Raw genomic sequence first — 26,670 nt, 5'->3', positions numbered from 1 at the left:
ACGTTCCCTCCTACGGTGGTCGTGCCGGAGGGCGGTGGTCAGTCGGGTACGACCTGCGCCACCCGGACGCCCACGAGACAGGTGTCGTCGTCGGTGTCGGACCTGCTGTAGGTGAGGAGGCGGTCCAACTGCTGGTCGAGGGTGGGGGGCACGGTGCGGGCGGCGGTGAGCAGCTGGGCCAGGGATTCCTCCACGGAACGGTCACGGCGTTCGATCAGGCCGTCGGTGTACATCAGGAGGGTGTCGTCGACGGCCAGTTGCAGTTCGTGTTCCTCGTACGTCGCCTCGGGCAGGGCGCCGAGCAGCAGGCCCTTGACCAGGGGCAGCGGCGTCGCCTCGGCCGCGCGGACGAGGACGGGCGGCAGATGGCCCGCCCTGGCCCAGCGCAGGGTGTGGCGGTGGGGGTCGTAGAGGCCGCAGACCGCCGTGGCCGTGACGGATCCGGTCAGGTGGTGGGCCACCATGTTGAGCCAGGCCAGCAACTGGCCCGGCCCGGCGCCGGTCACGGCGAGACCGCGCAACGCGTTGCGCAGTACGACCATGCTGGTGGCCGCCTCTATGCCGTGGCCTGCGACGTCCCCCACGCACAGCAGCACCAGCCCGGAGGGCAGCACGACGGCGTCGTACCAGTCGCCGCCCACCAGGTGCTGGGTCTCGGCGGGCCGGTAGCGGACGGCCACGCGCAGTCCCGGGGCCTCCAGCGGGGCCTGGGCCGGGGGCATGATCGCGTGCTGGAGCTGGAGGGTGAGCCGGTCGCGTTCGCTGGCCTGCTGCTCGGAGTGGGCGAGTTGGTCGCGGGTGGCGGCGAGGGCGACCTCCGTCCAGTGGTGGGCGGAGATGTCCTGGTAGGCGCCCCGCACGACGAAGAGCCGGCCGTCGGAGTCGAGGACCGGCTCGGCGACCACACGGATGTGCCGGGTGACGCCGTCGGGCCGCTGGAGCCGGAAGGCCGCGGACGCGGAGCGGCGGTGGTGCAGCAGGGTCCGCAGGAACCGGCCGATGGCGACGGCGTCGTCGGGGTGGGCGTGGGCGGGCAGGTCCTCCAGCGGGACGGGGCCGCTGATGGAGGGCTTGCCGTAGAGGCTGTAGAGCTGGCCGTTCCAGGTGATCTCGCCGGTGACGAGGTTCTCCTCGAACCCGCCGATGCGGCCGAGGCGCTGGGCGTGCTGGAGCAGGCTCGCCAGCCGTGCGGTCTCGTCCTCTATGCGCCAGAGGAGCAGGACACTGCCGCCGTGCCGGGTGATGTTGATGTCGGCGACCGCCGCCAGCGGGACGTCCTCCACGAGCGAGGTGAGCCGCATGCGCCGGGCGCGGAACGGCTCACCGGTGGCGTAGACACGTTCGACCTGCTCGAACAGTTCGCTCTCGCCGGCGGCCATGGGATACGTCTCCAGCAGCAGGGCTCCGTTGACGACGCCCCGGGGTCGGCCGGCCGGGTCGAGGAAGCGACTGTTGACGTGGTGGATGCGGAAGTCGACCAGTTCCCCGGTGGCGTCCAGGTGCGGGACGAGCACCAGGGCGGGGTCATGGAGACCGTCGGCGAGGTCCATCAGTTCGGCGACGTCGGGCAGGATCCCGGTCCGCGCGTCGCCCTCGCCGGGCGGCGGGGCGAGGGTTCCCAGGGTGTGGGCGCAGAGTTCGGCCAGGGCCTCGACCTGACGGACGATCTGCGGGGGCTGGGCCTCCAGCGGGGTGGGCCAGACGATCTCCAGCACTCCGTGGATGCGACCGCCGGTGCCCGCGGGTACGGCGACCCGGCCGCCGTCGGGATGGTGGTGCCGGCCGATGGACGGCAGGCCGGTCTGCGACAGGCTGCCGATCCACTGACCGGCCCGGTCGCCGAGTCCGCGGCGGGCGACGGTGACCACGCCCGGCGGGACGTACCGCCAGCGGGTCGCCTCGGCGGCCGAGAAACCGGCGCTGCCGGCGAGGGTGAGGGAGCCGTCGGCGCCCAGCGCCCAGATCGCCACGGCTTCGGCGCCGAGCGGGGTCAGGGCGTGTTCCAGGAGGGAGTCGGCCACGGCCTGGGCGTCGTGGGCGGCCAGCGCGGCGCTCTCGGCGGTCCGCAGCCGGACGGCGAGGGAGCCGCTGTCCGGTGCCTCGTCGGCGTCGTCCCGGCCCGTGGTGGTCGAGAGCAGGGCGGTCGTCATCTCGGAGAGCCGGTCGCGGGCGGCCTGGTTGATCACCTCGACGGCGAACTCCAGCGGTGTCACGCCCGCTTGTTCGGTCAGTTCGGCGAGTTGCAGGGCGGCCTGGGCCGGCCCGCACCCGAGCCGCTCGACGAGGATGCCCTTGGCCAGTTCGATCACGGCCCGCCCGTCGGCCTCCGCCTGGGCCGCCTGCACCTCACGCCGCAACCGCTCCACGGTCGCGGCGAGCCGGCCGACGGGCGAGGACTGCGCCTTGGTGTCCAGGGCGGTCACGTCGACCGCGGCCGGGTCGTCGGCCGCGCGCTCGTGGTCGGCGGGGAGCTGGTGGTCGGCCGCGGCAGGGCCGTCTGCCCCGAGCGGGTCGTCTGAGGCGCACGAGTCGACAGCCTCGCTCGGGTCGTCGGTCGTGGACGCCTCGCCGGTCGGGGGCGGGGCGTCGGTCGTGGGCGGCGCGTCGGTCGCGCTCGGCCCATCGGCACTCGACGAGTCCGGCGCGGCGGCCGACGACGGCTCGCCCGGCGCGGCGTCGGCATGCGGCGGCGCGGCCGGCTGGTGGGGGTTGCTCACGGTTGACCTGTTCCTCGGCTCGGGCGTCGCGGGACGCCACGCGATGGGCTGGTGCGCGCGGCGGTGTGACGCCCCGTCATACGGTCAGCCACCGTCGGACGCGGCCGATGAGGTCACCCGTGTCGACCGGCTTGGTGACGTAGTCGTTCGCGCCCGACGCGAGGCTCTTCTCCTGATCCCCGGGCATGGCCTTCGCGGTGACGGCGATGATGGGCAGGTCGGCGTACTGGGGCATCGCACGGATCTCCGAGGTCGCGGTGTACCCGTCCATCTCGGGCATCATCACGTCCATCAGCACCAGCGAGACGTCCGGGTGGGCGAGCAGCATCTCGATGCCCCGGCGGCCGTTGTCGGCGTGCAGGACGTGGAAGCCGTGGAGTTCCAGCATCCCGCTCAGGGCGAAGAGGTTGCGGGCGTCGTCGTCGACCACGAGGACCTTGCGGCCGAGGAAGGCGCCGTCGACGACCTGCTCGGCGGGGCGCTGGTTCTCCTCGGCGCGCACCAGGGACAGCACGTCGCCCGGCTCCTCCGCGGACAGGTGCAGGGTGATGCGTTCGCGCAGTTCGTCCAGGCTGGAGAGGAAGTCGAGCGGGCGGCCGTCCGCACGGGAGCGCAGCGCCTGTTCGTGCGCCATGTCCACCCGGTGGCCGGTGTGCACGAGCACGGGCACGCTGGCCAGGGCCGAGTCGCCCTCCATGGCCTCCAGCAGACGCGCGCCCTCGTCGTCGGACAGGGCGAGTTCGAGGACGACGCAGTGGCAGGGTTCGGCGGCCAGTGTGCTCGCGGCCTCCTGTGCTCCGACGGCGGTGATGATGTCGATCGCGCCGAGGGGGTCGCCGTCGGACGCGAGGTCCGCGACGGCGCGTTCGGCGACGAGGGTCAGCAGTCCGCGGGGGCGGTCCTCGACGACCAGCAGCCGGCGTCGGCGCTGCTCGGGCACCGCCGCGGACGCGAGCTCCGGCCGGGACGCCGACGGGAGGTCACGGCCGGTGGGGTCCGGGTGCTCCGTCGGCCGGCCGTCGCCGTCGAGCAGTTCCTCGAAGTCGTCCCGCGCCACGGGCAGGTAGAGGGTGAAGGTGCTGCCCTGCCCGGGTGTGCTGTCGACGGTGACGGCGCCGCCGAGCAGATGGGCGATCTCCCGGGTGATCGACAGGCCGAGGCCGGTACCGCCGTACTTGCGGCTGGTGGTGCCGTCGGCCTGCTGGAACGCCCCGAAGATCGTCTCCAACTGCTGCTGAGGGATGCCGATGCCGGTGTCCTCGACCCGGAACGCCACGACGGGACCGCCCCGCAGGACGCCCACGGGGATCTCGCGGTCCACGGCGGGTTCGATACGCAGGGTGACGCCGCCGTCTTCGGTGAACTTCACCGCGTTCGACAACAGGTTGCGCAGGATCTGCCGGAGCCGGGAGTCGTCGGTGAGCAGGTCGGCGGGCGTGCCCGGCGCGGTGGCCACCGTGAAGTCCAGGCTCTTCTGCGACGTCATCGGACGGAACGTGGCCTCGACGTACTCCAGGAGCTTGCGCAGTGGGACCCGCTCGGGGGCGACGTCCATCTTGCCCGCCTCGACCTTGGACAGGTCGAGGATGTCGTTGATCAGCTGCAGCAGGTCCGAGCCCGCCGAGTGGATGATGCCCGCGTACTCGACCTGCTTGGGCGTGAGGTTGCGCGAGGGGTTCTGGGCGAGCAACTGGGCGAGGATCAGCAGGCTGTTGAGCGGGGTGCGCAGTTCGTGGCTCATGTTGGCCAGGAACTCCGACTTGTACTTGGACGCCAGGGCCAGCTGCTGTGCGCGGGTCTCCAGCTCCTGCCGCGCCTGTTCGATCTCCAGGTTCTTGGCCTCGATGTCGCTGTTCTGCGAGGCCAGCAGGGATGCCTTCTCCTCCAGTTCGGCGTTGGAACGCTGCAGTTCGTCCTGCTGGACCTGCAACTCCTCGGAGCGTGCCTGGAGTTCGGCGGTCAGTCGCTGGGACTCCCCCAGCAGTTCGTCGGTGCGGGCGTTGGCCACGATGGTGTTGAGGTTGACGCCGATGGTCGGCATCAGCTGGCTGAGGAAGTCCTGGTGGATCTGGGTGAAGGGGGTGACGGAGCCCAGTTCGATGACGCCGAGGACCTGGTCCTCCACGACGATGGGCAGCACCACCAGGGCGCTGGGCACGGCCTGTCCGAGTCCGGAGGAGATGGTCACATAGCCCGGCGGCAGTTCCTCGACGCTGATGGGACGGCGGTTGCGCGCCGCCTGCCCGACCAGTGAGCGGCCGACGGGGATGCGCTCGGGCCGGTCGGTGTCGTCGGGGTAGCCGTAGGAGCCCACCAGCCGCAGTTCGGGGCCGCGTTCGGTGTCCTCGGCGAGGTAGAAGGCGCCGTACTGGGCCGAGGCCAGCGGCGCGAGCTCGTCCATGATGAGTTCGGCGACGACGGGCAGATCGCGGTGGCCCTGCATCAGGCCGGAGATCCGGGCGAGGTTGGTCTTGAGCCAGTCCTGCTCCTGGTTGGCCCGGGTGGTCTCGCGCAGGGACTCCACCATGGAGTTGATGTTGTCCTTGAGGTCGGCGACCTCGCCGGAGGCCTCCACGGTGATGGAGCGGGTCAGATCGCCCTCGGCGACGGCGCTGGTGACCTCGGCGATCGCGCGGACCTGCCGGGTGAGGTTGCCGGCCAGTCCGTTGACGTTCTCGGTGAGCCGCTTCCAGGTGCCCTCGACGCCCTCCACCTCGGCCTGTCCGCCGAGCCGGCCCTCACTGCCGACCTCACGGGCGACGCGGGTGACCTCGGCGGCGAACGACGACAGCTGGTCGACCATCGTGTTGATGGTGGTCTTCAGCTCCAGGATCTCGCCGCGCGCGTCGACGTCGATCTTCTTCGACAGGTCGCCGTTGGCCACCGCCGTCGTGACCAGGGCGATGTTGCGGACCTGGCCGGTGAGGTTGTTGGCCATCGAGTTGACGTTGTCGGTCAGGTCCTTCCAGGTGCCGGCGACGTTCGGCACGTGCGCCTGGCCGCCGAGCCGTCCCTCGGTACCGACCTCGCGGGCGACGCGCGTGACCTCGTCGGCGAACGCGGAGAGCGTGTCGACCATGGTGTTGATGACGTCCGCGAGGGCCGCGACCTCGCCCTTGGCCTCGACCGTGATCTTCTGGGAGAGGTCGCCGCGCGCGACGGCGGTGGCGACCTGGGCGATCGAGCGGACCTGACCGGTCAGGTTCGACGCCATCACGTTGACGTTGTCGGTCAGGTCCTTCCAGGTTCCCGACGCGCCCCGGACGATGGCCTGACCGCCCAGGTTGCCTTCCGTGCCGACCTCGCGGGCGACACGGGTGACCTCGTCGGCGAAGCCGGACAGCTGGTCCACCATCGTGTTGATGGTGTCCTTGAGTTGCAGGATCTCCCCACGGGCATCCACGGTGATCTTCTGGGAAAGGTCGCCCTGAGCCACCGCCGTGGCCACCTGGGCGATGTTGCGGACCTGGGAGGTGAGGTTGGCCCCCATGAAGTTCACGGAGTCCGTGAGGTCGCGCCAGGTGCCCTTCACACCCTTGACGTCCGCCTGCCCGCCGAGCCGTCCCTCGGTGCCGACCTCGCGGGCGACGCGCGTGACCTCGTCGGCGAACCCGGACAGCTGGTCCACCATCGTGTTGATGGTGTTCTTCAACTCCTGGATCTCGCCGCGGGCGTCGACCGTGATCTTCTGCGAGAGATCGCCCTCGGCCACCGCCGTGGTCACCTGGGCGATGTTGCGGACCTGCGAGGTGAGGTTGCCGGCCATGAAGTTGACCGAATCGGTCAGGTCGCGCCAGACCCCGCCGACGCCGGGCACCTGGGCCTGTCCGCCGAGCCGGCCCTCGCTGCCGACCTCTCGGGCGACGCGGGTGACCTCGTCGGCGAACGCGGAGAGCTGGTCCACCATCGTGTTGACGGTCTCCTTCAGCTGAAGGATCTCGCCACGCGCCGGGACGTCGATCTTCTGTGACAGGTCGCCCCTGGCGACGGCGGTCGCCACCTGCGCGATGTCGCGGACCTGGGTGGTCAGGTTGCCCGCCATGGCGTTGACCGAGTCGGTGAGATCGGCCCAGGTGCCGGAGACGCCCGGCACCTCGGCCTGACCGCCGAGGGTGCCCTCGGTGCCGACCTCGCGGGCCACCCGGGTGACCTCCGAGGTGAAGACGGACAGTTGGTCCACCATGCCGTTGAAGACGGTGGCGATGTCGCCGAGCAGCCCCTCGCCGTCGGACGGCAGCCGGGTGCCGAAGTCGCCGTCCCGTACGGCGGTCAGTCCGGCCAGGAGCTGTCGTAGCTCCTGCTCTCCCGGAGCCCGTTCGACGGTCTCGGTCGTCTTGCCGCTCATGCGCACCCTCGTTCCGCTCCCCTAGAGCCCCCGCGCCGGGGACTCGGAACCCGCGCCGGGCCGCGAAAGGCCCGCTCACCGGCCGGATTCCCGCAGTTCACGGAATGGCCGGATGAGAAAATCCGGTGAAGGTTAACGCAGTTGTCGTCCGACAACCAAAGCCGGTCGCGAAGATCCCGGCCGCCCCGAAAAGATACCTCCCCGGGCGGAATACCCACCGTTTCGCGGGGCACTCGGGATGGTTTCGCGCCGTCGCCGGCCATGCCCCCGAGACCACCTCGACGGGAGTGCTTTCAGCCGCTTTCCGACCATCTGTCCGCCCTGCGGTCCGCTTCACCCTCGGACCTGGCATCAGGCGCACTGTCCAGTGCACCGTCCGGTCCGTCAACGGCGACCGGGTCGGCGGCAAGAAGGTCGTCTCGGCGGAGTTCTGCCCGCCCGCGACCGGTGACCAGCAGGCACCCGCTCGCGCACCCGCTCCGCGCGCGCGAGCCGTATATGGGGCGTTACTCCGGGTCCTGGTGGTCGCGGCGATGGCCGCTTCCGCCGGGACGCCGACCGGAGGGCCCGCGAGCGCGGCCACGGGTGTCTTCAAGAGCGGGACCAACGTGGTCGTAACGCGGCGGCAGGGCGCGCCGACAACATCACGGTCAGCCTGTCCGGGAGCAGTGTCGTCATCCAGGACACCGCCGCCACCCTGAACGGCGGCGTCACCTTCGACCTCCTCATCGGCGGCGCGGGCGCGGACCGGCTCAGCGGCGGGGGCTGCGCCAGCCCTACGGCAGCCCGTTCGGCGACACGCTCGCCGGCGGCACGGCGGGCGACATCCTGTCCGGCTTCGGCGGCAACGACCTCCCCATGGGCGGCGGGGCAACTACACGCTTGTCGGTGGCACCGGCGGCGACGACACCAAGAGCGCCTGCGAGGCGTGAGGTGACGCGGCCGGGCCGACCGACAGGACGACGCAGGCCCCCAACGTCACTGCCCTCGGCGTGCGGTGAGCGGACGGCGTGCTCGGTGCCCCGCCGGTGAGGGCACCGGAGCCGGCATGCAGAATTCGGCCAGGACGTGCAACTGCCTACGGCCGAAAACCGTCCCTTTCTCCCGAGCCGACGGGGCTCACGGAGATCGCGAACAAGCAGGAGGGGACGCGCCATGAACGTGACACCGAGGAAGACCCGCCGTAGACCCGGCACCGTCCGGGCGATCGTGCTGAGCGTCTGCGCCGCCGGGGCACTGAGCCTGACCGGCTGCTCGGGGGACGGCGGCGCGGAGGCCGCCGACGGGGACGCGAAGGCGAGCGCGACTGCGACGGCGACAGGCGGGACCCAGGACAAGGCCGGCGGAAAGAGCGGGGGTACGGCCGGGACACCTGACGCGAAGGCGTCCGCGGCCCCGGACGCCGACACCGGGAAGACCGGGGCCGACCCGGACACCTCGAAGCCGCCCGCCGCCGAGGCTACGGGCTCCGCGGCCTCGGGCGGTGGCAGTGGCAGCGGCGGTGGCGGTGACGCCGATGACGGCTGCGACCACAAGATGCCCATCTCCCCCGACGAGATCGCGGTCTACCGCTACACGCCCGAAGGCGGATCCCTCAGCCTGATCGTCAAGCACGGCAACTGGGGATGCGGCACCCCCGACTCGGACGGCGCCCCCTTCGAGACGGTCGGCAAGGAGACGTACATCCCGATGGACCAGGCCGCGGCCGTCACCGTGACCACGCCCATCGTTCAGAGCACGACGAACCAGCCCATCGGCGTCCAGGAGTTCCTGGACTGGATCGAGGCCCACCCGAACTCCGGACTCGTCTTCACCTACCACCTCGGCGACAACGGGGCCATCGACCGCCTCGACGAGGTCTTCACCCCCTGATCGAGCACTCTCGCCGCGCTCAAACCATGACAAGGAGGGATAATTTACCCATCGCGGCGACACGTGAGCGCCGCCCCCCACTGCCCACGAACAGACAGGTCGGACCATGTCGAAGAAACCACGTTCGTCCGAGCCGCCGCACGGCAAGGGCCCCAGCCGGCACCGGGGCACCGAGCAGCACGGCTGGTCGCCCGATGTGGACGAGACCCGTCAGCAGGACAACCCGAGTGCCCCGCGCTCCTTCCGCGCCGAGCACGCCGGCGAACCGGGCCCGGGCCGGAAGAAGTCCGCGCAGGAGACCAAGTCCGTCCCCGGTGACAGGGCGAAGAGCGAGGGGACACGCGGCGAGGAGTACGGCGACGCGGACGAGAAGGGCCGCCGGGACACCGGCCGCCGGGGACGTTCCCAGCGCCCCAGCGGCACCAAGGACGCCGACGCCGTGACCGGTGTGGACCCGCAGGACCCGCAGGACCAGCCTCCTGGGAGCTGACGGGGTCGGCGGCCCCGTCCGGGGGCGGCCCCGTCCGGGGGCGGCCCCGTCCGGCGACGCGCGGGTGCGCATCAGCAGATGCGCGGCAACTGCTCCCCGATCGGCAGATCGACCACCCGTGTGCCACCCAGCCCGGTGCGGGCCACGACCATGCCGGGATGCCCCTCGACGACCTCACCGATGATCATGGATTCCGCGCCCAGAGGGTGGGCCCGCATGGCTTCGAGGACGGCGTCGGCGCGCTCGCGCGGGACGAAGGCCACCAGTTTCCCCTCGTTCGCGATGTACATGGGGTCCAGTCCGAGAATGGCGCAGGCGTTGGCCACGGCCGGCGGGACCGGGACGTCGCGTTCCGTGATGACGACCCCGGTGCCGGAGGCCGCCGCGATCTCGTTGAGCGCCGCCGCCAGGCCGCCCCGGGTGGGATCGCGCAGGACGTGCAGATCAGGGGTGGCGGCGAGCATCGCGTCGACCAGACCGCCGAGGGCCGCGCAGTCGCTCTTGATCTCCACGCCGAACTCCAGCCCTTCCCGCACGCTCATGATCGCCACCCCGTGGACGCCGATGGCGCCACTGACGATCACGACGTCACCGGGGACGACCCGCTGGGGCCGCAGATCGACGCCGGCCGGTACGAGACCGATGCCGGCCGTGTTGACGTAGACCCCGTCGCCGTGGCCGGCCTCCACCACCTTGGTGTCGCCGGTGGCCACCTCCACCCCGGCCGTGCGGGCGGCCTCGCCCAGCGCCTGGGCGACCCGGCCGACCACGTTCAGCTCGACGCCCTCCTCCAGAATGAACCCACAGGAGAGGTAGGCGGCGCGGGCGCCGCGCATGGCGAGGTCGTTGACGGTGCCGTTCACCGCGAGGTCGCCGATGCTGCCGCCGGGGAAGAACAGCGGCCGCACCACATAGGAGTCGGTGGAGAACGCCAGCCGGGCCCCGCCCAGCGCGAGAACGGCCGCGTCACCCATCTGGGCGAGCACATCGCCGCCGTAGGCCGGTGCGAAGATCTGCTCGACGAGTTCGGCGGAGAGGGCTCCCCCGCCGCCGTGCCCCATGACGACGCGGGGCCTGTCGCGGACGGGGGCCGGGCACGTCCACGCCTCGACGTCCAGGGTGGTGGGGGCGGGGAGATCGGTGGTGTCAGACAACGGGGCTCGCCTCCCGGGCCTTGGCGGCGGGCATGTCCAGCCGCCGGTAGAGGTAGTACGCGGCGCAGGCTCCCTCGCTGGAGACCATCGTGGCCCCCAGGGGCGTACGCGGTGTGCACAGCGTGCCGAAGGCCTCGCACTCGTGCGGCTTGAGCAGCCCCTGGAGGACCTCCCCGCTGCGGCACTCGGCGGGCTCGACCGTCCGGATCCCGCCGACCGCGAAGCGGTGCTCGGCGTCGTGGTCGCGGTACTTGGGCGCCAGCCGCCAACCGCTGTCGGGGATCACCCCGATCCCGCGCCAGGCCCGGTCGGTGACCTCGAAGACGTCCTCCAGCATGGCCCGGGCGGCCTGGTTGCCCTCCGGGCGGACGGCTCGGGCGTAGGCGTTGTCGACGGTGTGCTCACCGCGTTCCAGCTGGCGCACGGCCCGGCGTACGCCTTCGAGGATGTCCAGCGGCTCGAAGCCCGTCACGACGATGGGGACGCGGAAGCGCTCGGCGAGTTCCGGGTACTCCTCCACGCCCATCACGCTGCAGACGTGCCCGGCGGCGAGGAAGCCCTGCACCCGGCAGCTCGGCGAGGACATGATCGCCTCGATGGCGGGAGGTACGCGGACGTGGGACACCAGCATGCTGAAGTTCCCGATGCCCAGCTTGCGGGCCTGATGGACCGTCATGGCGTTGGGCGGCGCGGTGGTCTCGAAGCCGATGCCGAAGAACACCACCTCGCGGTCCGGGTTCCGCTGGGCGATGCGCAGCGCGTCGAGCGGCGAGTACACGACCCGTACGTCGCCGCCCTCCCCCCTGACCTGGAACAGGTCCCGGCCGGTGCCCGGCACCCGGAGCATGTCGCCGAAGGAGCAGAAGATCACCTCCGGTCGTGAGGCGATCTCCAGCGCCTTGTCGATGACCTCCAGCGGGGTGACGCACACGGGACAACCTGGTCCGTGGATCAACTCCAGCTCATCGGGGAGAAGTTGATCGATGCCGTGCCGGATGATGCTGTGCGTCTGTCCTCCGCACACCTCCATCAGGGCCCACGGCCTGGTGACCGTGGCACGGATGTCGTCGAGGAGCCGTCCCGCCAGCTCCGGGTCCTGGAACTCGTCGATGTACTTCACCGGTTGCGCACCTCTTCCGCCGACACCTCTGCCACCGGGGCACCCGCCACCGGCACCTCCGCCACCGGTGCCACGCCCGCCTCCGCCGCCGCCATCTCCCAGGCGTCGCCGAACTCCTCCTGCAACATGCCGAGTTCGGCGAAGAGTTCGAGGGTCTGGCGGGCCGACTCCTCGTCCAGCCGTTGCAGGGCGAACCCGACATGGACGATGGCGTACTCGCCGACCCGCAGGTCGGGCAGGTACTCCAGGCACACCTCCTTGACCACTCCGCCGAAGTCGACGGTGGCCATCCGGGTGCCGTCCCGTTCCTCGATGTCCAGCACTCTGCCGGGTACCGCCAGGCACATAGCCTCTCCTCGCTGTGGGTCGCGTGTGCTTCAGTCGGTGGGAGTGGAAGCGGTCCGGGCGGCCACCATCAGCTGGCCCAGCGCCAGACCGCCGTCGCCCGGCGGGACCAGGTGGTGCCGCAGGACCGTGAAGCCGTCCCCGCGCAGGGCGCAGGCACAGGCCGACGAGAGCAGGGTGTTGGCGAACACGCCTCCCGTGAGGGCGACCGTGTCGAGGCCGTGCCGCTCCCGCGCCCGCCGGCACATGGTGTGCACCAGGGCGGCCACTCCCCGGTGGAAGCGTGCCGCGATCAGGGCCGGTGCGACGCCCGCGCGCAGGTCGTCGACGATCGCCGCGAGCACGGGCGCCGGATCGGCCCGGACGGCACCGCCCTCGCCGCCCTCGGGGCCGTGGAGGGCGAAGGCGTACGCCCCGGTGTCCCCGGCCGGTGCGCGCAGGGCCGCGGCCTCCCACTCGACGGCGGCCTGCGCCTCGTAGCCGGCGCGGTGGCAGACCCCGGCGAGGGAGGACACGGCGTCGAAGAGGCGGCCCATGCTGGACGTGGGCACACAGTTCAGGCCCCGATCCAACTGCCGTGCCAGCAGCGGCAGTTCGTCCGACGGGCAGGCCGTCGTGCAGGCGAGGTCGTCGGCCCAGCCGATTCCGGCCGCCCGCAGATGGGCCAGGGCCATGCGGTACGGACGCCGCACGGCCGCGTCGCCGCCGGGCAGCGGAACGTAGGCGAGGTGCCCGAACCGGGTGTAGCCGTCGTAGTCGGCGAGCAGGAACTCCCCGCCCCACACGGCGCCGTCGTCACCGTGGCCTGTGCCGTCGAAGGCGACGCCGATGACCTGCCGGGTGCCGTCGAGCCCGTGCTCGGCCATGGCCGCGGCGATGTGCGCGTGATGGTGCTGGACGCGTACGACGGGCCGCCGTGCCGCGTCGCGGTCGGCCCACCGGGCGGAACGGTAGCCGGGGTGACGGTCGGACACCAGGGTCTCGGGCCGCACCCCGGTGAGCGACTCCAGTTGTGCCGTCGCGTGCGCGAAGGCCCGCTGGGTGCCGAGGTCGTCCATGTCGCCGATGTGCGCCGACAGCCAGGCGTGGCGCCCCGATCCCAGGCAGAAGGTGTTCTTCAGGTCGCCACCGACGGCGAGGGCCGGCCGCACGGGCAGCGGGAGGGTGAGCGGCAGCGGCGCGTAGCCACGGGAGCGGCGCAGCACCAGGGGCTCCCCGTCGCAGACCCGGACCACGGAGTCGTCGCAGGGGACGTGGATCGGCCGGTCGTGGGTGAGCCAGGCGTCGGCCAGGTGCGCGAGCCGCTCCCGTGCCTCGGTGTCGTCCGTGACGATCGGTTCCCCGGACAGGTTGCCGCTGGTCATGACGAGCAGCCGGGGGCCGTCCGCGTCGCCGGGCAGACCGAGCAGCAGATGGTGCAGGGGCGTGTAGGGCAGCATCACGCCGAGATCGGGGCTGCCGGGCGCGACGGCCTCGGCGGGCCGTACGCCGTCGGCGGCGTACGCCGGCCGCGGTCGCCGTCTCATCAGGACGACCGGCCTGGCCCGGCTCTCCAGCAGGCTCTGCTCCTCGGGGCCCACGCGCACGAGGTGGCGGATGTCGTCCGTCGTCCGGGCCATGACGGCGAACGGCTTGTCCCCGCGCGCCTTGCGGCGTCGCAGCAGGTCGACGGCGGCCTGGTTGGTGGCGTCGCAGGCCAGGTGGTAGCCGCCGAGGCCCTTCACGGCGACGACGGCGCCGCGGGCCAGCAGGGTGCGCGCCTCGACGACCGGGTCCGCCCCGTCGGCGCTCCTCGTTCCGGCCTCGTCGACGAGGAGCAGCCGCAGCCGGGGCCCGCAGGCCGGGCAGGCGACCGGCTGCGCGTGGAAGCGCCGGTCGGCGGGATCCCCGTACTCGCGGGCGCAGTCGAGGCACATCGCGAAGCCGGCCATGGTGGTGTGGGCCCGGTCGTAGGGCACCCCGGTGACGATGGTGAAACGCGGGCCGCAGTGGGTGCAGTTGACGAACGGGTGGCGGTACCGGCGGTCGGTGGGGTCGGCCAGTTCGGCGAGGCAGTCGGCGCAGGTGGCGGAGTCCGGGGAGATCAGGGTCCGGGCCGGGCCGCCGGTGTGGGAGGCGAGGATGGTGAAGGTCGTGCCGCCGACGGGAGGCAGTTCCCGGTGGTCGACGGAGTCGACGCGGGCCAGCGGGGGCGCCTGCGTGGCGATCCGGTCGCAGAAGCGGGTCACGGCCGAGGCGGTGCCCTCGACCTCCACGATCACACCCTCCGGAGTGTTGGTCACGTGTCCGGCCAGGGCGAGTTCGGTGGCGAGGCCGTACAGGTAGGGCCGGAAACCCACGCCCTGGACGACTCCCCGGACGGTGACGCGGCGGCGCAGCCGGGTGTCCTCGGTGAGGGCGGCCGGGGCCTGCGGAGTGCTCACGACTGGGGGTGGGCCATGGCTTCGGCGGCCTCCGGGTGCGCCGGGGCGGGGGCATGGGTGTGGTCATCGCCCTGGTCATGGCTGTGGTCGTGACCGTGGCTGTGGTCATGACCGTGGTGCTGAGGCTGCCGGGCCATGACCGGCGCATGCACGGGTGTGCCCTCCGCGGTGGCCAACGCCCGATCGAGCAGGGCTCCCACCCCCCACCCCCGGCGTGCCGAGGTCAGGATCACCTCGACGCCGGGGTTGACCTGCTCCAGGTTCCTGCGGAACGCGAACTCGTCGAACTCGACGGCCTCCGCGAGGTCCGTCTTGGTGACCACGACCAGGTGGGCCAGCCCGAAGGCGGTGGGGTACTTGAGCGGCTTGTCCTCGCCCTCCGTGACGGAGGCGAGGGCGACCCGCAGCGTCTCCCCCAGGTCGTAGGAGGCGGGGCAGACGAGGTTGCCGACGTTCTCCACGAACAGCAGCCGTACGTCGTCGGGCAGCCAGCCGTCCAGGTGCCCGGCGAGCATGCCCGCCTCCAGATGGCACAGTCCGTCGGTGAGCACCTGTTTGACCGGGACACCCGAACGCGCCAGCCGGATCGCGTCGTTCTCGGTGGCGAGGTCGGCGCTCAGCGCCGCCACGGGAACGGACCGCTCGCGGGCCCGCAGGAGTTCCTGCTCCAACAGCGCGGTCTTGCCGCTGCCCGGGCTGGACAGCAGATTGACGACGGCGGTGCCCCGGGCGGTGAGGGCGGCACGCAGTTCGTGGGCGCTCGCGTCGTTCTTCGCGAGTACGGCCCGGCGCAGGTCGGCGACACGGCACATGGTTCAGCTCTCCTCGGAGATCGGTTCGCGGGTGGGCGGCTGCGCGGGGCCGCCGGCCTCCCAGCGCACGTCGACGATGCTCAGCTCCCGGCCCGCCAGCAGATCGGTCTGTGTGCCGCCGCACGCGGGACAGGTGAGCCGGGGCGGCATGCCGACGGTCCACTCGTGTGCGCAGGGAGTGCAGCGGGCCCGCCCCGGCACCGCCTCGGTGATCAGCTCGGCGCCTTCCAACAGGGTCCCGGCGCAGGCCAGTTCGAAGCAGAAGGTGAGTGAGTCGGGTACGACACCGGCCAGTTCGCCCACCTGGAGCCGTACCGAACGTACCGCCGTGATGTCTCCGGCCCGGTCGGCGGCCTCCGCGACCTGGTCGACGACGGCCAGTGCGACGGACATCTCGTGCATGGGTCTGTGGTCCTTCCGCCGCCTGCCTTCCGCCGGGGTTCATTACAGGCGCGCGCGTCCGGGTCCCCCGGCCCGGCGCGCCGTCACGGGTCGCCGGGTACGCCGTTCGACGCAACCGGGACGGCACGCGGGCCGGCGGCCGCGCCTCACATCCGTCGGATGCGCAGATAGCGCCTGAGGTCCGGCAGGACCTCGGCGGCGACGGCGACCAGGGCGGCCACGGCCGCTCCTCCGATGACGATCTTCTTCATCCCGTCTCTCCTCATGTCGAAGCCTCAGCGGTTGAGGCCCGTGCCACGGACGGCTCACCGTTCCGCAGCAGCTCTTCGATCAGCCGGACGGCCTCCGGCACGGCCGCGGAGACCGGTGGGCTGAGTCCGATGCGCTCGTCCACCGAGGCCGGTTCGCATCCGACGACCAGGACGCGGCGTGGTGGTGCGCCGCCGGTCCCCGCGCAGAGGGTGTGCAGCAGCGCCAGCACGGTGTCGGGGGTCATCCGGTGGCCGTCGAGGGCGGGGGCGCCCGGTGACGGGTTCGGGGCCGTGTCGTCGTGCTCGATCACGTACAGCGTGCCGGGGGCTTCGCCGCGTGCCGTGGCGTCGACGAGCACGAGGGTGTCGTAGCCGTCCAGGAGCTGGTAGGCGAGGTGCACCCCCCGCACGCCGATGTCCACGACCTCGATGTGGCCGGGCAGGTCGCGCTCGGCGAGACGGCGCGCGGTCTCCACGCCGAAGCCGTCGTCGCCGAGGAAGATGTTGCCGATGCCGGCGACCAGGGTTCTGGGGTCCGACGGCGCGGGGTCGTTCATACGTCGTCCTCCAGCGGGGTGACCTCGTCGGGCTGGAAGTACAGGAAGCGGCCCTGCTCGCGGCGGATGTCGACGCCGGGGTCGCCCTCGACCGTGACGGCGAGGTGGACCCCGCCGTCGACGTCGTGCAGCACCGCCTCGACCACGGCGGTGCGCCCGCGCAGGAAGATGTCCTGTGCGTCGGTGCGGCGCAGCCCGGGGTGCAGTTCGACGCGGCTGCCCTTGCCCACGGACCGCCCGTCGACGACCACGCGGTCTCGCGTCGGGTCGAAGCCCGCGTCGCTCGCGGGGTCCCACCAGGGGGTGTCCGGCCGCTGCACCCCGTACTCGTCGGGGAAGCCGCCTCCTGGTGCCGCGAAGCCGAGGTCGGGGGCCACGGAGCCGGGGTCCGGGGCGGCGGGGTCGGGGCCGGTCACCTCGCGCAGGCTGCGTACCGCGCCGTGCAGCCGCTCCAGGACCTCGGCGGGCATCGAGTCGGCCAACTCGATGACGGCGGCGGCCCGTTCGTCGGTGCCCCGGGCCTCGCGCTTCTCCTCGTCGGTGAGGGCGGCGGTGCGCAGCGCGAGGATCTCGTCGATCTCGGTGGCGTCGTAGAGCGCGCCGGGGCTCTCGGGCGCGATGGCGGGATGGTCCTCCAGAATGATCGGCGAGGACAGCACGATGTCGCCGCGGCCGGGTTCGCCGGCGAGTACGGGCCAGGTGTGCAGGTTGCGGCAGGCGGCGACCGCGCCTCTGGCCCACTCCGGGGGGTCGGTCATCGACAGGAACGATCCGGCGCTGAGGGCCATGAGCAGATGGGTGGCCACCAGGGAGTGCGGCAGCGCCGCGTCCCGGTCGGCGCCGCGTCCCTCGGGGGGTGTCCAGCCGCTGGTGTTCTCCACGACTGCCGTGAGGCGCAACGCCCGGTAGGGGCCGTCGAGTTCGCGGGCGGACAGGCGTACCGTCCCGTTGATCTCCTCGCGGCGCCGCAGCAGCCGGCCGACGGTGCGGCCCGCCGCGTCCAGGACCGGTGCGGTGTCCTCGCGGGCCGGGCGGTGGAAGGGGTGGACGACGCCGTCGCCGAGGAGTTCGGCGACCGGCGCGATCACCTCGACGCGTTCCTCGACGCCCTCGTCCCAGGGCACCAGCACCCGGTCGTCGAGGTCGAGTTCGGCGACGGTGTCGAAGCCTCCGTCCGGGCGGGCCCGCTGCACCGTGCGCCGCCGGGCGTGCAGGAAGCGCACCTCGGCCGAGAGGGTCGCGTCCGCCTTCGGCTCCATCAGGCATTCGGTGTGCTGGAAGTCGTGTTCCTCGCACTCGGCGCCCCAGGCGGGCGGTACGAGCACGCCGAACTGCCAGCGCAGCCGGTTCTTGGCCGCCGAGGCACGGTAGGGGTAGAGCACATAGCCCTCGAAGAGGACGGCGTCGGCCACCTGCCGGGCGAGGGCGAACCGTTCCTCGGTCTCGGCGGCGAACGCGGTGAGGGTCACGTGTCGGTCCTTCCGGTGGTGCCGGTGAGGGCGCGGAACGGGTCTCTCGCGGGCGCGTCGGCGGCGCTGCTGCGGTCGAGCAGGGAGGTGAGGGTCGCCTCCCAGGACGACAGCGCGTGCCGGGAGCGGTAGGCGAGGAGGGCGTCCATGGTGTCGCGGGGCAGCCGGATCCAGCCGCAGCCGGGGAAGTGCTGCTCGACCATCTCGCGCCAGGTGGCGACCGGCATGCGGAAGGCCGCCTCGCGGTCCCAGGGGACGGGTTCGACCCGGAAGCCGCCGGTGCCGGTGAACGCCGTACCGGAGAACAGCATCAGCAGCGGGACTTCGCCGTCGGTGAGGGCGGTGAGGTAGCGGGTGGCGGCGATGTCCATGTCGTAGGTGCAGGGGACCACGAGGTCGACGTCGGTCTCTCCCGTGAAGCTGGGCACCATGAGTGCGACCTGGGCGAACTGCACCGGCTGGAGGGTGCTGCCCCAGCGGGTGCGCTCGCCGAAGAGGTCGGTCAGCCCGTCGGCCTCGGCGGGCTCGTAGGTCCGGCGGGCCGGCTCGATCCGGATCTGGCAGCGCAGGGCGACGGCGTGCACGTGCGCGTTGTCGGCGGCGGTGACGCGCAGCCGGAAGACGAGCGTGGGTCCGGCGGCGTACCGGTCGGCGCGGACGCCGGTGCAGGCGAAGGAGAACTCGGTCATGGACGCACCGCCCCGTCCACCGGCCGGGTGCGTCGTGCTACGTCCGCGAAGAACGTGTCCAGGGCGGCGCGGGCCTCGGCTCCGCCGTCGAAGCCCTGCCACAGCAGGCGCATGCGGCCGACGAGTTCGTAGCAGATGTCGATCGGGACGAGGTGGCAGGTGCAGCGTCCGTCGGTGCGGCGCAGCAGCAGTGCCTCCACGTCGGGTTCGAGGAGTTCGGCGAGGCGGCTGCCGGCGAGGACCTCCGCCCAGGTCGCCGGGTCGAGTTCGCTCTCGGTGGCTCCGGCCGGGCTCGGGTACAGCGCGACCAGCCGGTCGAGCGCGGCGTTGCGGAAGAGGAAGGCGACGCCGACCGGGATCTGCAGCGCGTCCCAGGCGTTGTCGTCCAGGTGGTGTGCGGGGTCGGTGAGGTAGCGGGCGGGGACGGCTCGGAAGCGGCCCGCTGCGGCGCCCGGCTGTTCCATCAGCAGGGCGCAGGCAGCGCAGGCGCAGACGAGGGCGCGTTTCTCGGTGTCGACCAGGTGGCGGTGGTCCTCGGGCACCACCACCGCGCACAGTTCGCAGCGCTCCGGCCGAGCCGGACGCTCGCTGAGGAACCGCCGTAGGCCCGCGCCGGGGCCGGTGCTCCGCGTGGGCGCGGTCGTCGCGGTCATCGGGCCCCCGTCGGCGCCGAGCCGATCTGCAGGAGCGGGGGTTCCGCGGGAGCGGTCTCCACCTGGACGGCCCGGACCTCGGGCGCGAAGCAGGCCAGTGCCGCTTCCGCCGCCTGCCGGGCGTCCGCGCCGGAGCCGCACCCGCAGCCGCCGGACGCCCGGGCGCGCACCCTCAGCGTGCCGCTCGGCTCGTCGAGGTCCATGACGTCCAGGGCGTGTTCCCGGACGGTGTCGAGGGCGCGGGCGATCCGGGTGTCGCGGTCCTCGGGGTGCAGGTCGTGCAGGACGAGGAGGCTCGCGACGAGTTCGTCGCCGAGCAGCCGCTCCGCCGGGTCGCCGGGCGCGGAGGACAGCAGGTGGAGGATGCGGGCGAGGCCCGCGCCGTAGTAGTCCATGAGGGAACGGACGAGTTCCTCGGCCGCGGCGGTGACGGTCGGGTCGCCGCCCGCGGACAGTCGGTCGAGCACCTCCTCGACCCTGCGTCCGGTCTGCTCGGCGTTCACCGGCGGCGTCGCCGTGGGCGCGCTCATCCGCCCAGTCCGCTCAGGCCGGTGGGCACGTGCATCGACTTCACCGTCTTGCCGTCGCCGACGTACATGTGGACGCCGCAGGGCAGACAGGGGTCGAAGCTGCGGACGGCGCGCATGATGTCGATGCCCTTGAAGTTCTCCGGGGTGTTCTCCTCGAAGATGGGCGTGTTCTGCACGGCGTCCTCGTACGGGCCGGGTGTGCCGAAGGTGTCCCTGGTGCTGGCGTTCCAGGGGGTCGGCGGATACGGGTGGTAGTTGGCGATCTTGCCGTCGCGGATCACCATGTGGTGGGAGAGGACGCCGCGGACGGCCTCGGTGAAGCCGACGCCGATGCCCTGGTCCGGGACCTCGAACTTCTCCCAGGTCTGGGTGCGTCCGGCGCGGACCTCGGCGAGGCCCTGCTCGGCGCAGTGCAGGGCGACGGCGGCGGCGTACGCCTGGAAGTAGGTGCGGGCGCGGTTGCGTTCGAGCGCGTTGGACCACCGGGGGATCTTCCACTCGAAGGTGGTCTCCGGCTTGGTCATGGTGCGGGGCAGGTTGATGACCACGCTGTGGCCGGTGGCCTTGATGTAGCCGATGTCGACGAGGCCGGACAGGGCGGTGGACCACAGGCGGGCGATGGGGCCGCCGCCGGTGTCCAGGGCGAGGTGGTCCTTGCCGTCGAACCAGCGCGGGGACATGACCCAGCTGTACTTGTCGTCGAAGTTCCGCTTCTGCGGGGCCGGGATGGTGTGCTGGTTCCACGGGTGGCGCGGGTCCACCGGGTTGCCGAGCGGGTCGTGGGTGACGAACTGCTCCTGGCCCTGCCAGTCCTCGTAGTAGGAGCTGCCGAGCAGGATGCGGATGCCGAGGTTGATCTCGGTGAGGTCGTTGGTGACGAGTTTGCCGTCCACGACGATGCCGGGGGTGACGAACATCTTCCGTCCCCAGTCGGTCATGTTGGCGTAGGTGAAGTCGCAGTACTCGGGGTCGTTGAGGGCGCCCCAGCAGCCGAGCATGACGCGGCGGCGGCCGACTTCCTCGTAGCCGGGCAGGGCTTCGTAGAAGAAGTCGAACAGGTCGTCGTGCAGGGGGACGACGCGCTTCATGAACTCGACGTACCGCATGAGGCGGCTCATGTAGTCCGTGAAGAGCTGGACGGAGGCGATGGTGCCGACGCCGCCCGGGTAGAGCGTGGAGGGGTGGACGTGGCGGCCTTCCATCAGGCAGAACATCTCGCGCGTGTAGCGGCTCACCTGGAGCGCCTCGCGGTAGAACTCGCCCTCCAGGGGGTTGAGCGAGCGCATGATGTCGGCGATGGTGCGATAGCCGTGCTCGGCTGCGTGCGGGGCCTCGGTGCGCTCGGCGAGTTCGAGGACGCCGGGGTTGGTCTCCTTGACCATCTTTTCGCAGTAGTCGACCCCGACCAGGTTCTCCTGGAAGATGTTGTGGTCGAACATGTACTCCGCCGACTCGCCGAGGTTGATGATCCACTCGCCGAGGTGCGGGGGCTTCACGCCGTACGCCATGTTCTGGGCGTACACCGAGCAGGTGGCGTGGTTGTCGCCGCAGATGCCGCAGATGCGGCTGGTGATGAAGTGGGCGTCGCGGGGGTCCTTGCCGCGCATGAAGACGCTGTAGCCCCGGAAGACCGACGAGGTGCTGTAGCACTCGGCGACCCGCTTCTGCTTGAAGTCGATCTTCGTGTGGATGCCCAGGGAGCCCACGATCCGGGTGATCGGGTCCCAGGCCATCTCCACCAGGCCGCTGCCGTCGCCGGCCGTCTTCGTCTTCGGTGCCATCTGTGTGCGTGCCCTTCGTTGCGTCGTAGCGCGGGAGGTTGGGGGTGGGGGTGCACGGGGCGGGGAGCGGACTACGCGCGGCCGCCTCGGCGGGCTCGGCGGCTCCGACCGCTCGGGCCGTTCACCACGGGGGCCGGTATCCGGTGGTGATCTTCTCTCCGGTACGGCGCCACTTGGGCTCCTTGTCCACGGTCCTGGCGGTGATCGACCGCAGTTTGCGGACCACGGCGCCGTACGCCCCGCTGGCGCCGCTCGACACCTTGGCGCCGGGGGGTTCGTCCATGAACGGCATGAACTTGTCGGGGAAGCCGGGCATGGTGCAGGCGATGCAGATGCCGCCGACGTTGGGGCAGCCGCCGATGCCGTTCATCCAGCCGCGCTTGGGCACGTTGCACTTGACGACCGGTCCCCAGCAGCCGAGTTTGACCAGACAGGTCGGCGAGTCGTACGACAACGCGAACTGGCCCTGCTCGTAGTAGCCGGCGCGGTCGCAGCCCTCGTGCACGGTGGCCCCGAACAGCCAGGTGGGGCGCAGCTTGTCGTCCAGCGGGATCATGGGGGCGGCGCCGGCCGCCTGGTAGAGCAGGTAGGTGAGCGTCTCGGAGAAGTTGTCGGGCTGGATCGGACAGCCCGGGACGCACACGATGGGGATGCCCGCGTGGGACTTCCAGTCCCAGCCGAGGTAGTCCGGTACGCCCATGGCGCCGGTCGGGTTGCCCGCCATGGCGTGGATCCCGCCGTAGGTGGCGCAGGTGCCGATGGCGACGACCGCGAGGGCCTTGGGGGCGAGCCGGTCGATCCACTCGCTGGTGGTGATCGGCTGACCGGTCTCCGGGTTGTCCCCGAAGCCGCACCAGTAGCCCTCGGGCTTGATCGACTCGTTGGGGATGGAGCCTTCGACGACCAGCACGAACGGGTCGATCTCGCCCCGCTCGCCCTTGAAGAACCACTCGATGAACGTGTCCGAGCCGCCGATGGGGCCGCATTCGAAGTCGATGAGCGGCCAGTGCACGGCGACCTTGGGAAGTCCTGGCAGCACACCGAGCACGATCTCCTCGATGCTGGGCTGCATGGCCGCCGTCAACGCGACCGAGTCGCCGTCGCAGCTCAGGCCCGCGTTGATCCAGAGGATGTGGATCGTGGGCGTCTCGTCGGCGGACGTGCCGCCCGCGTCTGCGGTGTCGAGCGTGCTCGGCGTCGCCTCAGTCATGGGATCGCCTCCTGGGGAGGTATGGGATGAAAGCCTGTATTTCGACCGTCGCTCTTCTTCGTATCAGCGGTTCGACCGGGACGGGTCGCCAACAGGGGCCGTTCCGGTGACGTCGGCGGCGGAGGGCATCGGGGCGGTGCGCGCAACCCGGCTCGGACCGAGGTGCGCCGGGGTGTGCGCCGGACGTTCCTTGCGGACGAAGGCACGGCGCAGTGCGTGGTAGGTGGCGTCCGGGTCGTCGAAGGTCCGGCGCATGCGGGCCAGCTCCCGTTCGCGGAAGCCGGCCAGCGGGGTCGTGCTCTCCAGCCGGTCCAGCTCCGTCTTCTTGGCGGAGATCCGGGAGGCCGTGGCCGGAAGGGCGGCCAGCCGCGCGGCCAGGTCGCCGACCTCCCCCGCGAAGGTGTCCGGGCCGCTGTCCACGACACGGTCCACGAGCCCGAGCCGCAGTGCGCTCGCCGAGCTCACCGGGAGTGCCTCGTCCATGAGCCGTTCGGCCGCCGCGGGCCCCACCCGGCGCGGCAGGGTGTACGTCCAGTACTCCGAGCCGTACAGGCCCATCAGCCGGTAGTGCGGGTTCAGGACGGCGCCCGAGCGGCACCACACCTCGTCGGCCGCCAGGGCGAGCATCACGCCGCCCGCGGCGGCGTTGCCCGCGACCGCCGAGACCACCAGCCGGTCGGTCGTCGTCAGGACCGCCTCGACCAGGTCGTCGATGGCGTTGATGTTCGCCCAGGACTCGGCGGCGGGGTCGGCGGCGGCCTCGATGACGCCCAGGTGGATGCCGTTGGAGAAGAAGTCCCGCTCACCGCCCAGCACCAGCACCGTGGTGGGCCGTGCGCAGGCCTCCCGGTAGGCGTCCAGGAGACGGCGGCACTGTTCCGTGCTCATGGCGCCGCCGGGGAAGGAGAAGGCGAGGTGGCCGACGTTCCCGTCCTCCCGGTAGCGGATGTCCGACCAGGTCCGGTGCGTGTTCTCGGGCAGGCGGGGCGGGGTGTGCTCGGGCAGCGGTGGCAGCCGGTCGCCCAGGGCTCGTACGGCGGGCAGCTTGAAGGTGGGCGGCTGTCCGGGCATCCGTCGGGGCCGCAGCTCGGGGATCCACACGGCGCCGTCCGCGGTGGCCCGACAGACCGCCCCGGCGCGGGTGGCCAGCAGCTCTCCCGGCCGCCCGCGCAGCACACCCTCGGCGTGGCCGCCGTGCAGGTACCACTCCGCGCCGAGCAGCACGTCCAGCACCCCGGGCTGCGAGTCGGCCGCCCGCAGCTTGCGCAGGACGTCCTCGGTGGAGTCCTCGGCCCAGTCGATGCGGCGGACGCTCTGGTCGAGGTAGGGACGCGTGCGGGGGCCCGGGCGCGGCACGCCGCCCACGTCCGCGGCGGCATAGGCGTCGGCATCGGCGGGGTCCGTGCGGTCCTGCTTCAGCGGTACGTAGGTGCCGCCGGCGAAGCGCTCCACCGCGAGCAGCACGGCCTCGATCGCGGCGTCGGCGATCTCGCCCCGGTACAGCTCGCTCTTGGGCACAGGTGGGACCCGGCAGGGCACGGTGGCCCACACGTCACCGGCGTCCATCTCCGCGTCGGCCTGGAGCACGGTGACGCCCCACCGGTCGGCGCCCTCGTGGATCGCCCAGTCCAGGGAGGACGGACCCCGGTCGCCCACGGGTCCGGGGTGGACGACGAGACAGGTGTGGGCCGACCACACCTCCTCGGGGATCGCCGTTTTGAGCATCGGCGACACGATGAGCTCCGGCGCGTGACGCCGTACGGCCTCGGGCAAGGGGCTGCCGGGCAGGGCCAGTTCGACCGTCACGGTGTGACCCCGGTCGCGCAGCTCGGCGTGGGTGCGCTGGGTCAGGCTGTTGAACGCGCTGGCTAGGAGCAGGATGTGCACGGCTGCCTCCGGGCGGACGAACGGCAGGCAGGGATGACCGCCGTCCGCGATCCTCGGCCACGGCTGCCCGCCGTCCCCGGCGACAGACGGCGAGGTCATCCGAAAGCGGGCGCCCATCCGCCGTCCGGCCTCACCGGGCCGGACCGTCCCGCCGGCTCAGCGGCGGGGGCCGGTCACCGTCGTCGCAGGCCGCTGGTGATGCGCTCCCAAGGAGTGCGGGTGGCGCCGAAGTGGGTCTCGTGGGCCCAGATGTGGGTGCACGACGGGCACTGCAGGTGCAGCAGGCTGCCGACGTTGGCCAGCAGATAGCGCCAGTGCTCCGAGCAGGTGCGGCCCTGCTCGCAGGTGCCGCATCCCTGGTGGTCGGCGCAGCTCGGGCAGGCCACCCAGGCGCGGCGGCCTATGTCGGCCTGCGGGTCAAGCGGCAGCATGACCGCCACCGTCTCCCGGCAGCACACCGGCCGCGACGAGGTCGTCGTAGATCCGGCGCTGCTCGTCGTCGAGCCCGGAGTACAGCAGTCGGTGGGCCGCCTCCTCGTCGCGCAGGGCCGCGACGGGGTCCCAGTCGTCGCCGAGGGCGTCCAGGACATGAGCGCGCCGGAGCATCTCGTGCGAGGTGAGGTCGATGTCCAGATCGACCGTCGGGGCGGCGTCGGGGCCGCCCGCGGCGGGGTAGCTCATCGCCTCGGGCTCGTCCGGTCCGCCGGGAAGGGCGCGGTCATGGGGGGCCATGCGACCGAACGTAGGTAAGCGGCGCGGGCTCCGGCAAGGGCAGGTGGGCGAAGTCACAGCAGCTCGGGGGCGTGCGGCGGCGGTCTCGGACCGGCCGGTGGGCGTGGTGTTCCCGGCTCGGGGTGAGCGGCTCACTGATCCGCTGTGCTCAGCCGACCGGTCCCGTCGTCGGGAGGCCGTACCGCCGGTTCGAGCAGCGACAATGTCCGCCGGTGCGCATCGAGGCCGACGCGGATGCCGACCGGCATCGGCAGATTCGGGCCGGCGTGCCCGAACTCGACGTTGCCCAGGACCGGGATGTCACGGTCGCCGAGGACGTCGAGGACTATCTCGGACAGGGTCGGGGACGCGTCACGAGCGTCGGTCGTGCCGAGCCCGTGGATCGCGTCCGGAACGCCCACGACCATGCCGGAGATCCGATCGAGAATGCCGGAGTGCCGCAGTACCTGTAGATAGCTCCACACATGCGCTGCCTGGCCGCCCGCCTCCTCCCAGAACAGCACCGCGCCGTCGAAGCATGCGAGCGGCAGCGCGAAAGACGTCGCCTGCACCAGCGCGATGCGGTTGATCACCCCGCCGATCAGCCGGCCTTCGGCGCGACCGGCACGCCAGCACTCCCACGACGGGGTGGCCGGCAGCGCACCGACCGCCTCGTCGCCGGTCAGCAGCGTCGAGTAGAGCTTTTCAAGTTCCGCTCTGCGTGCCGCGGGCGCGGACTGCCAGTACCCGCCGAGTCCACGGGTGGCCACGTCGGCGTGGAATCCGACCAGCCCCGTACGCGCGTAGAGCACCAGATGCAACAGTGAGATGTCGCTGTAGCCGAGGATCGGCTTGGGGTCGGCCGCGATCGCCTCGAAGTCGATCAGGTCGAGGTAACCGAGCGCCGTCTGCCCGCCGTCGTGCGCGATGATCGCGCGTACTTCAGGATCACGCAGCAGAGCGTTGAACTCCCCGGCGATCTCCGCCGGCGTAGCCGCGCTCCACCAACGGTGCCGCCCCACTTCGAGCAGCGGTGCCCGACGCACCTGGAACCCCATCTGCTCGAGCACGGCCACCGCCTGCTGGAGGTCGGGCTCGTCAACCGCGTCGAGCGGTCCGGAGAGTGCTGCGACAACGACGAGATCTCCGGCCTTCAGGGCACGAGGTCGAAGCAGTCGAGGCAGTGCGGAACCGGTCACCGACGCAGTGTCCCAACACGCGCAACTACTCGCTACGGGATAACCGATCGACC

At 71.9% G+C, this 26,670-nt stretch carries 22 protein-coding genes; 2 read left to right on the top strand and 20 right to left on the bottom strand.

Annotated elements, in window-relative coordinates:
* Positions 1 to 38 precede the first annotated feature (38 nt).
* Both ACZ52C_RS33510 and ACZ52C_RS33505 read right to left on the bottom strand, forming a co-directional pair.
* The gene (locus ACZ52C_RS33510; protein ID WP_469078308.1) at positions 39 to 2,717 is read right to left on the bottom strand and encodes a SpoIIE family protein phosphatase; all 2,679 of its coding nucleotides are present in this window, start codon (positions 2,715 to 2,717) and stop codon (positions 39 to 41) included.
* Positions 2,718 to 2,793: 76 nt separating this feature from the next.
* Positions 2,794 to 7,062: a HAMP domain-containing protein gene (locus tag ACZ52C_RS33505; protein WP_469078307.1), complete on the bottom strand. Its 4,269-nt coding sequence runs from the start codon at positions 7,060 to 7,062 to the stop codon at positions 2,794 to 2,796.
* A gap of 1,155 nt (positions 7,063 to 8,217) precedes the next feature.
* Between ACZ52C_RS33505 and ACZ52C_RS33500 the strand changes: the two genes are divergently transcribed.
* Positions 8,218 to 8,934: a hypothetical protein gene (locus tag ACZ52C_RS33500; protein ID WP_469078306.1), complete on the top strand. Its 717-nt coding sequence runs from the start codon at positions 8,218 to 8,220 to the stop codon at positions 8,932 to 8,934.
* Between the two features lie 106 nt (positions 8,935 to 9,040).
* Positions 9,041 to 9,424, top strand: coding sequence for a hypothetical protein (locus ACZ52C_RS33495; RefSeq protein ID WP_469078305.1), 384 nt, complete (start codon positions 9,041 to 9,043; stop codon positions 9,422 to 9,424).
* 71 nt (positions 9,425 to 9,495) lie between these two features.
* On the opposite strand, the gene hypE is transcribed toward ACZ52C_RS33495, so the two are convergent.
* The 18 genes from hypE to ACZ52C_RS33405 all read right to left on the bottom strand — a co-directional run bounded on the left by hypE (position 9,496) and on the right by ACZ52C_RS33405 (position 26,617).
* Complete coding sequence (gene hypE / locus ACZ52C_RS33490) at positions 9,496 to 10,578, bottom strand: hydrogenase expression/formation protein HypE (RefSeq protein ID WP_469078304.1); 1,083 nt, start codon at positions 10,576 to 10,578, stop codon at positions 9,496 to 9,498.
* Positions 10,571 to 11,698, bottom strand: coding sequence for a hydrogenase formation protein HypD (hypD, locus tag ACZ52C_RS33485; RefSeq protein ID WP_469078303.1), 1,128 nt, complete (start codon positions 11,696 to 11,698; stop codon positions 10,571 to 10,573). Before hypD ends, hypE begins: the two co-directional genes overlap by 8 nt.
* Positions 11,695 to 12,045, bottom strand: a complete 351-nt coding sequence (locus ACZ52C_RS33480; protein ID WP_469078302.1) for a HypC/HybG/HupF family hydrogenase formation chaperone — start codon at positions 12,043 to 12,045, stop codon at positions 11,695 to 11,697. The genes hypD and ACZ52C_RS33480 overlap by 4 nt, the downstream gene beginning before the upstream one ends.
* Positions 12,046 to 12,075: 30 nt before the next feature.
* Complete coding sequence (hypF, locus tag ACZ52C_RS33475) at positions 12,076 to 14,466, bottom strand: carbamoyltransferase HypF (RefSeq protein ID WP_469078301.1); 2,391 nt, start codon at positions 14,464 to 14,466, stop codon at positions 12,076 to 12,078.
* A complete protein-coding gene (hypB, locus tag ACZ52C_RS33470; protein WP_469078300.1) occupies positions 14,463 to 15,278 on the bottom strand; it encodes a hydrogenase nickel incorporation protein HypB in 816 nt (271 codons plus the stop codon). The genes hypF and hypB overlap by 4 nt, the downstream gene beginning before the upstream one ends.
* A gap of 3 nt (positions 15,279 to 15,281) precedes the next feature.
* Complete coding sequence (locus ACZ52C_RS33465) at positions 15,282 to 15,680, bottom strand: hydrogenase maturation nickel metallochaperone HypA/HybF (protein WP_469078299.1); 399 nt, start codon at positions 15,678 to 15,680, stop codon at positions 15,282 to 15,284.
* A 146-nt stretch (positions 15,681 to 15,826) separates the two neighbouring features.
* Positions 15,827 to 15,931: a DUF6893 family small protein gene (locus ACZ52C_RS33460; protein WP_405892190.1), complete on the bottom strand. Its 105-nt coding sequence runs from the start codon at positions 15,929 to 15,931 to the stop codon at positions 15,827 to 15,829.
* Between the two features lie 11 nt (positions 15,932 to 15,942).
* Positions 15,943 to 16,488, bottom strand: coding sequence for a hydrogenase maturation protease (locus ACZ52C_RS33455; RefSeq protein ID WP_469078298.1), 546 nt, complete (start codon positions 16,486 to 16,488; stop codon positions 15,943 to 15,945).
* Complete coding sequence (locus ACZ52C_RS33450; RefSeq protein ID WP_469078297.1) at positions 16,485 to 17,957, bottom strand: hypothetical protein; 1,473 nt, start codon at positions 17,955 to 17,957, stop codon at positions 16,485 to 16,487. The genes ACZ52C_RS33455 and ACZ52C_RS33450 overlap by 4 nt, the downstream gene beginning before the upstream one ends.
* A complete protein-coding gene (locus ACZ52C_RS33445; protein ID WP_469078296.1) occupies positions 17,954 to 18,646 on the bottom strand; it encodes a DUF6084 family protein in 693 nt (230 codons plus the stop codon). The genes ACZ52C_RS33450 and ACZ52C_RS33445 overlap by 4 nt, the downstream gene beginning before the upstream one ends.
* Positions 18,643 to 19,299 (bottom strand): DUF5947 family protein, encoded by a 657-nt coding sequence (locus ACZ52C_RS33440; RefSeq protein WP_469078295.1) that lies wholly within the window; start codon positions 19,297 to 19,299, stop codon positions 18,643 to 18,645. The genes ACZ52C_RS33445 and ACZ52C_RS33440 overlap by 4 nt, the downstream gene beginning before the upstream one ends.
* Positions 19,296 to 19,829, bottom strand: coding sequence for a hypothetical protein (locus ACZ52C_RS33435; RefSeq protein ID WP_469078294.1), 534 nt, complete (start codon positions 19,827 to 19,829; stop codon positions 19,296 to 19,298). The genes ACZ52C_RS33440 and ACZ52C_RS33435 overlap by 4 nt, the downstream gene beginning before the upstream one ends.
* Positions 19,826 to 21,610: a nickel-dependent hydrogenase large subunit gene (locus ACZ52C_RS33430; RefSeq protein WP_469078293.1), complete on the bottom strand. Its 1,785-nt coding sequence runs from the start codon at positions 21,608 to 21,610 to the stop codon at positions 19,826 to 19,828. The genes ACZ52C_RS33435 and ACZ52C_RS33430 overlap by 4 nt, the downstream gene beginning before the upstream one ends.
* A 121-nt stretch (positions 21,611 to 21,731) precedes the next feature.
* A complete protein-coding gene (locus tag ACZ52C_RS33425; RefSeq protein ID WP_319102110.1) occupies positions 21,732 to 22,820 on the bottom strand; it encodes an NADH-quinone oxidoreductase subunit B family protein in 1,089 nt (362 codons plus the stop codon).
* A gap of 63 nt (positions 22,821 to 22,883) precedes the next feature.
* Positions 22,884 to 24,707, bottom strand: a complete 1,824-nt coding sequence (locus ACZ52C_RS33420; protein WP_469078420.1) for an enoyl-CoA hydratase-related protein — start codon at positions 24,705 to 24,707, stop codon at positions 22,884 to 22,886.
* A gap of 173 nt (positions 24,708 to 24,880) precedes the next feature.
* A complete protein-coding gene (locus tag ACZ52C_RS33415) occupies positions 24,881 to 25,138 on the bottom strand; it encodes a hypothetical protein (RefSeq protein ID WP_192363052.1) in 258 nt (85 codons plus the stop codon).
* Positions 25,125 to 25,439 (bottom strand): DUF6400 family protein, encoded by a 315-nt coding sequence (locus ACZ52C_RS33410; RefSeq protein WP_469078292.1) that lies wholly within the window; start codon positions 25,437 to 25,439, stop codon positions 25,125 to 25,127. The genes ACZ52C_RS33415 and ACZ52C_RS33410 overlap by 14 nt, the downstream gene beginning before the upstream one ends.
* A gap of 131 nt (positions 25,440 to 25,570) precedes the next feature.
* Entirely contained in the window at positions 25,571 to 26,617 is a 1,047-nt protein-coding gene (locus ACZ52C_RS33405; protein ID WP_469078291.1) for a S66 peptidase family protein, read from the bottom strand.
* Positions 26,618 to 26,670: the final 53 nt, after the last annotated feature.

Source organism: Streptomyces sp. NPDC034049 (assembly GCF_055575575.1).
Note: the sequence above shows the minus strand (reverse complement) of the source record. Positions and strands in the feature narration are given on the sequence as shown.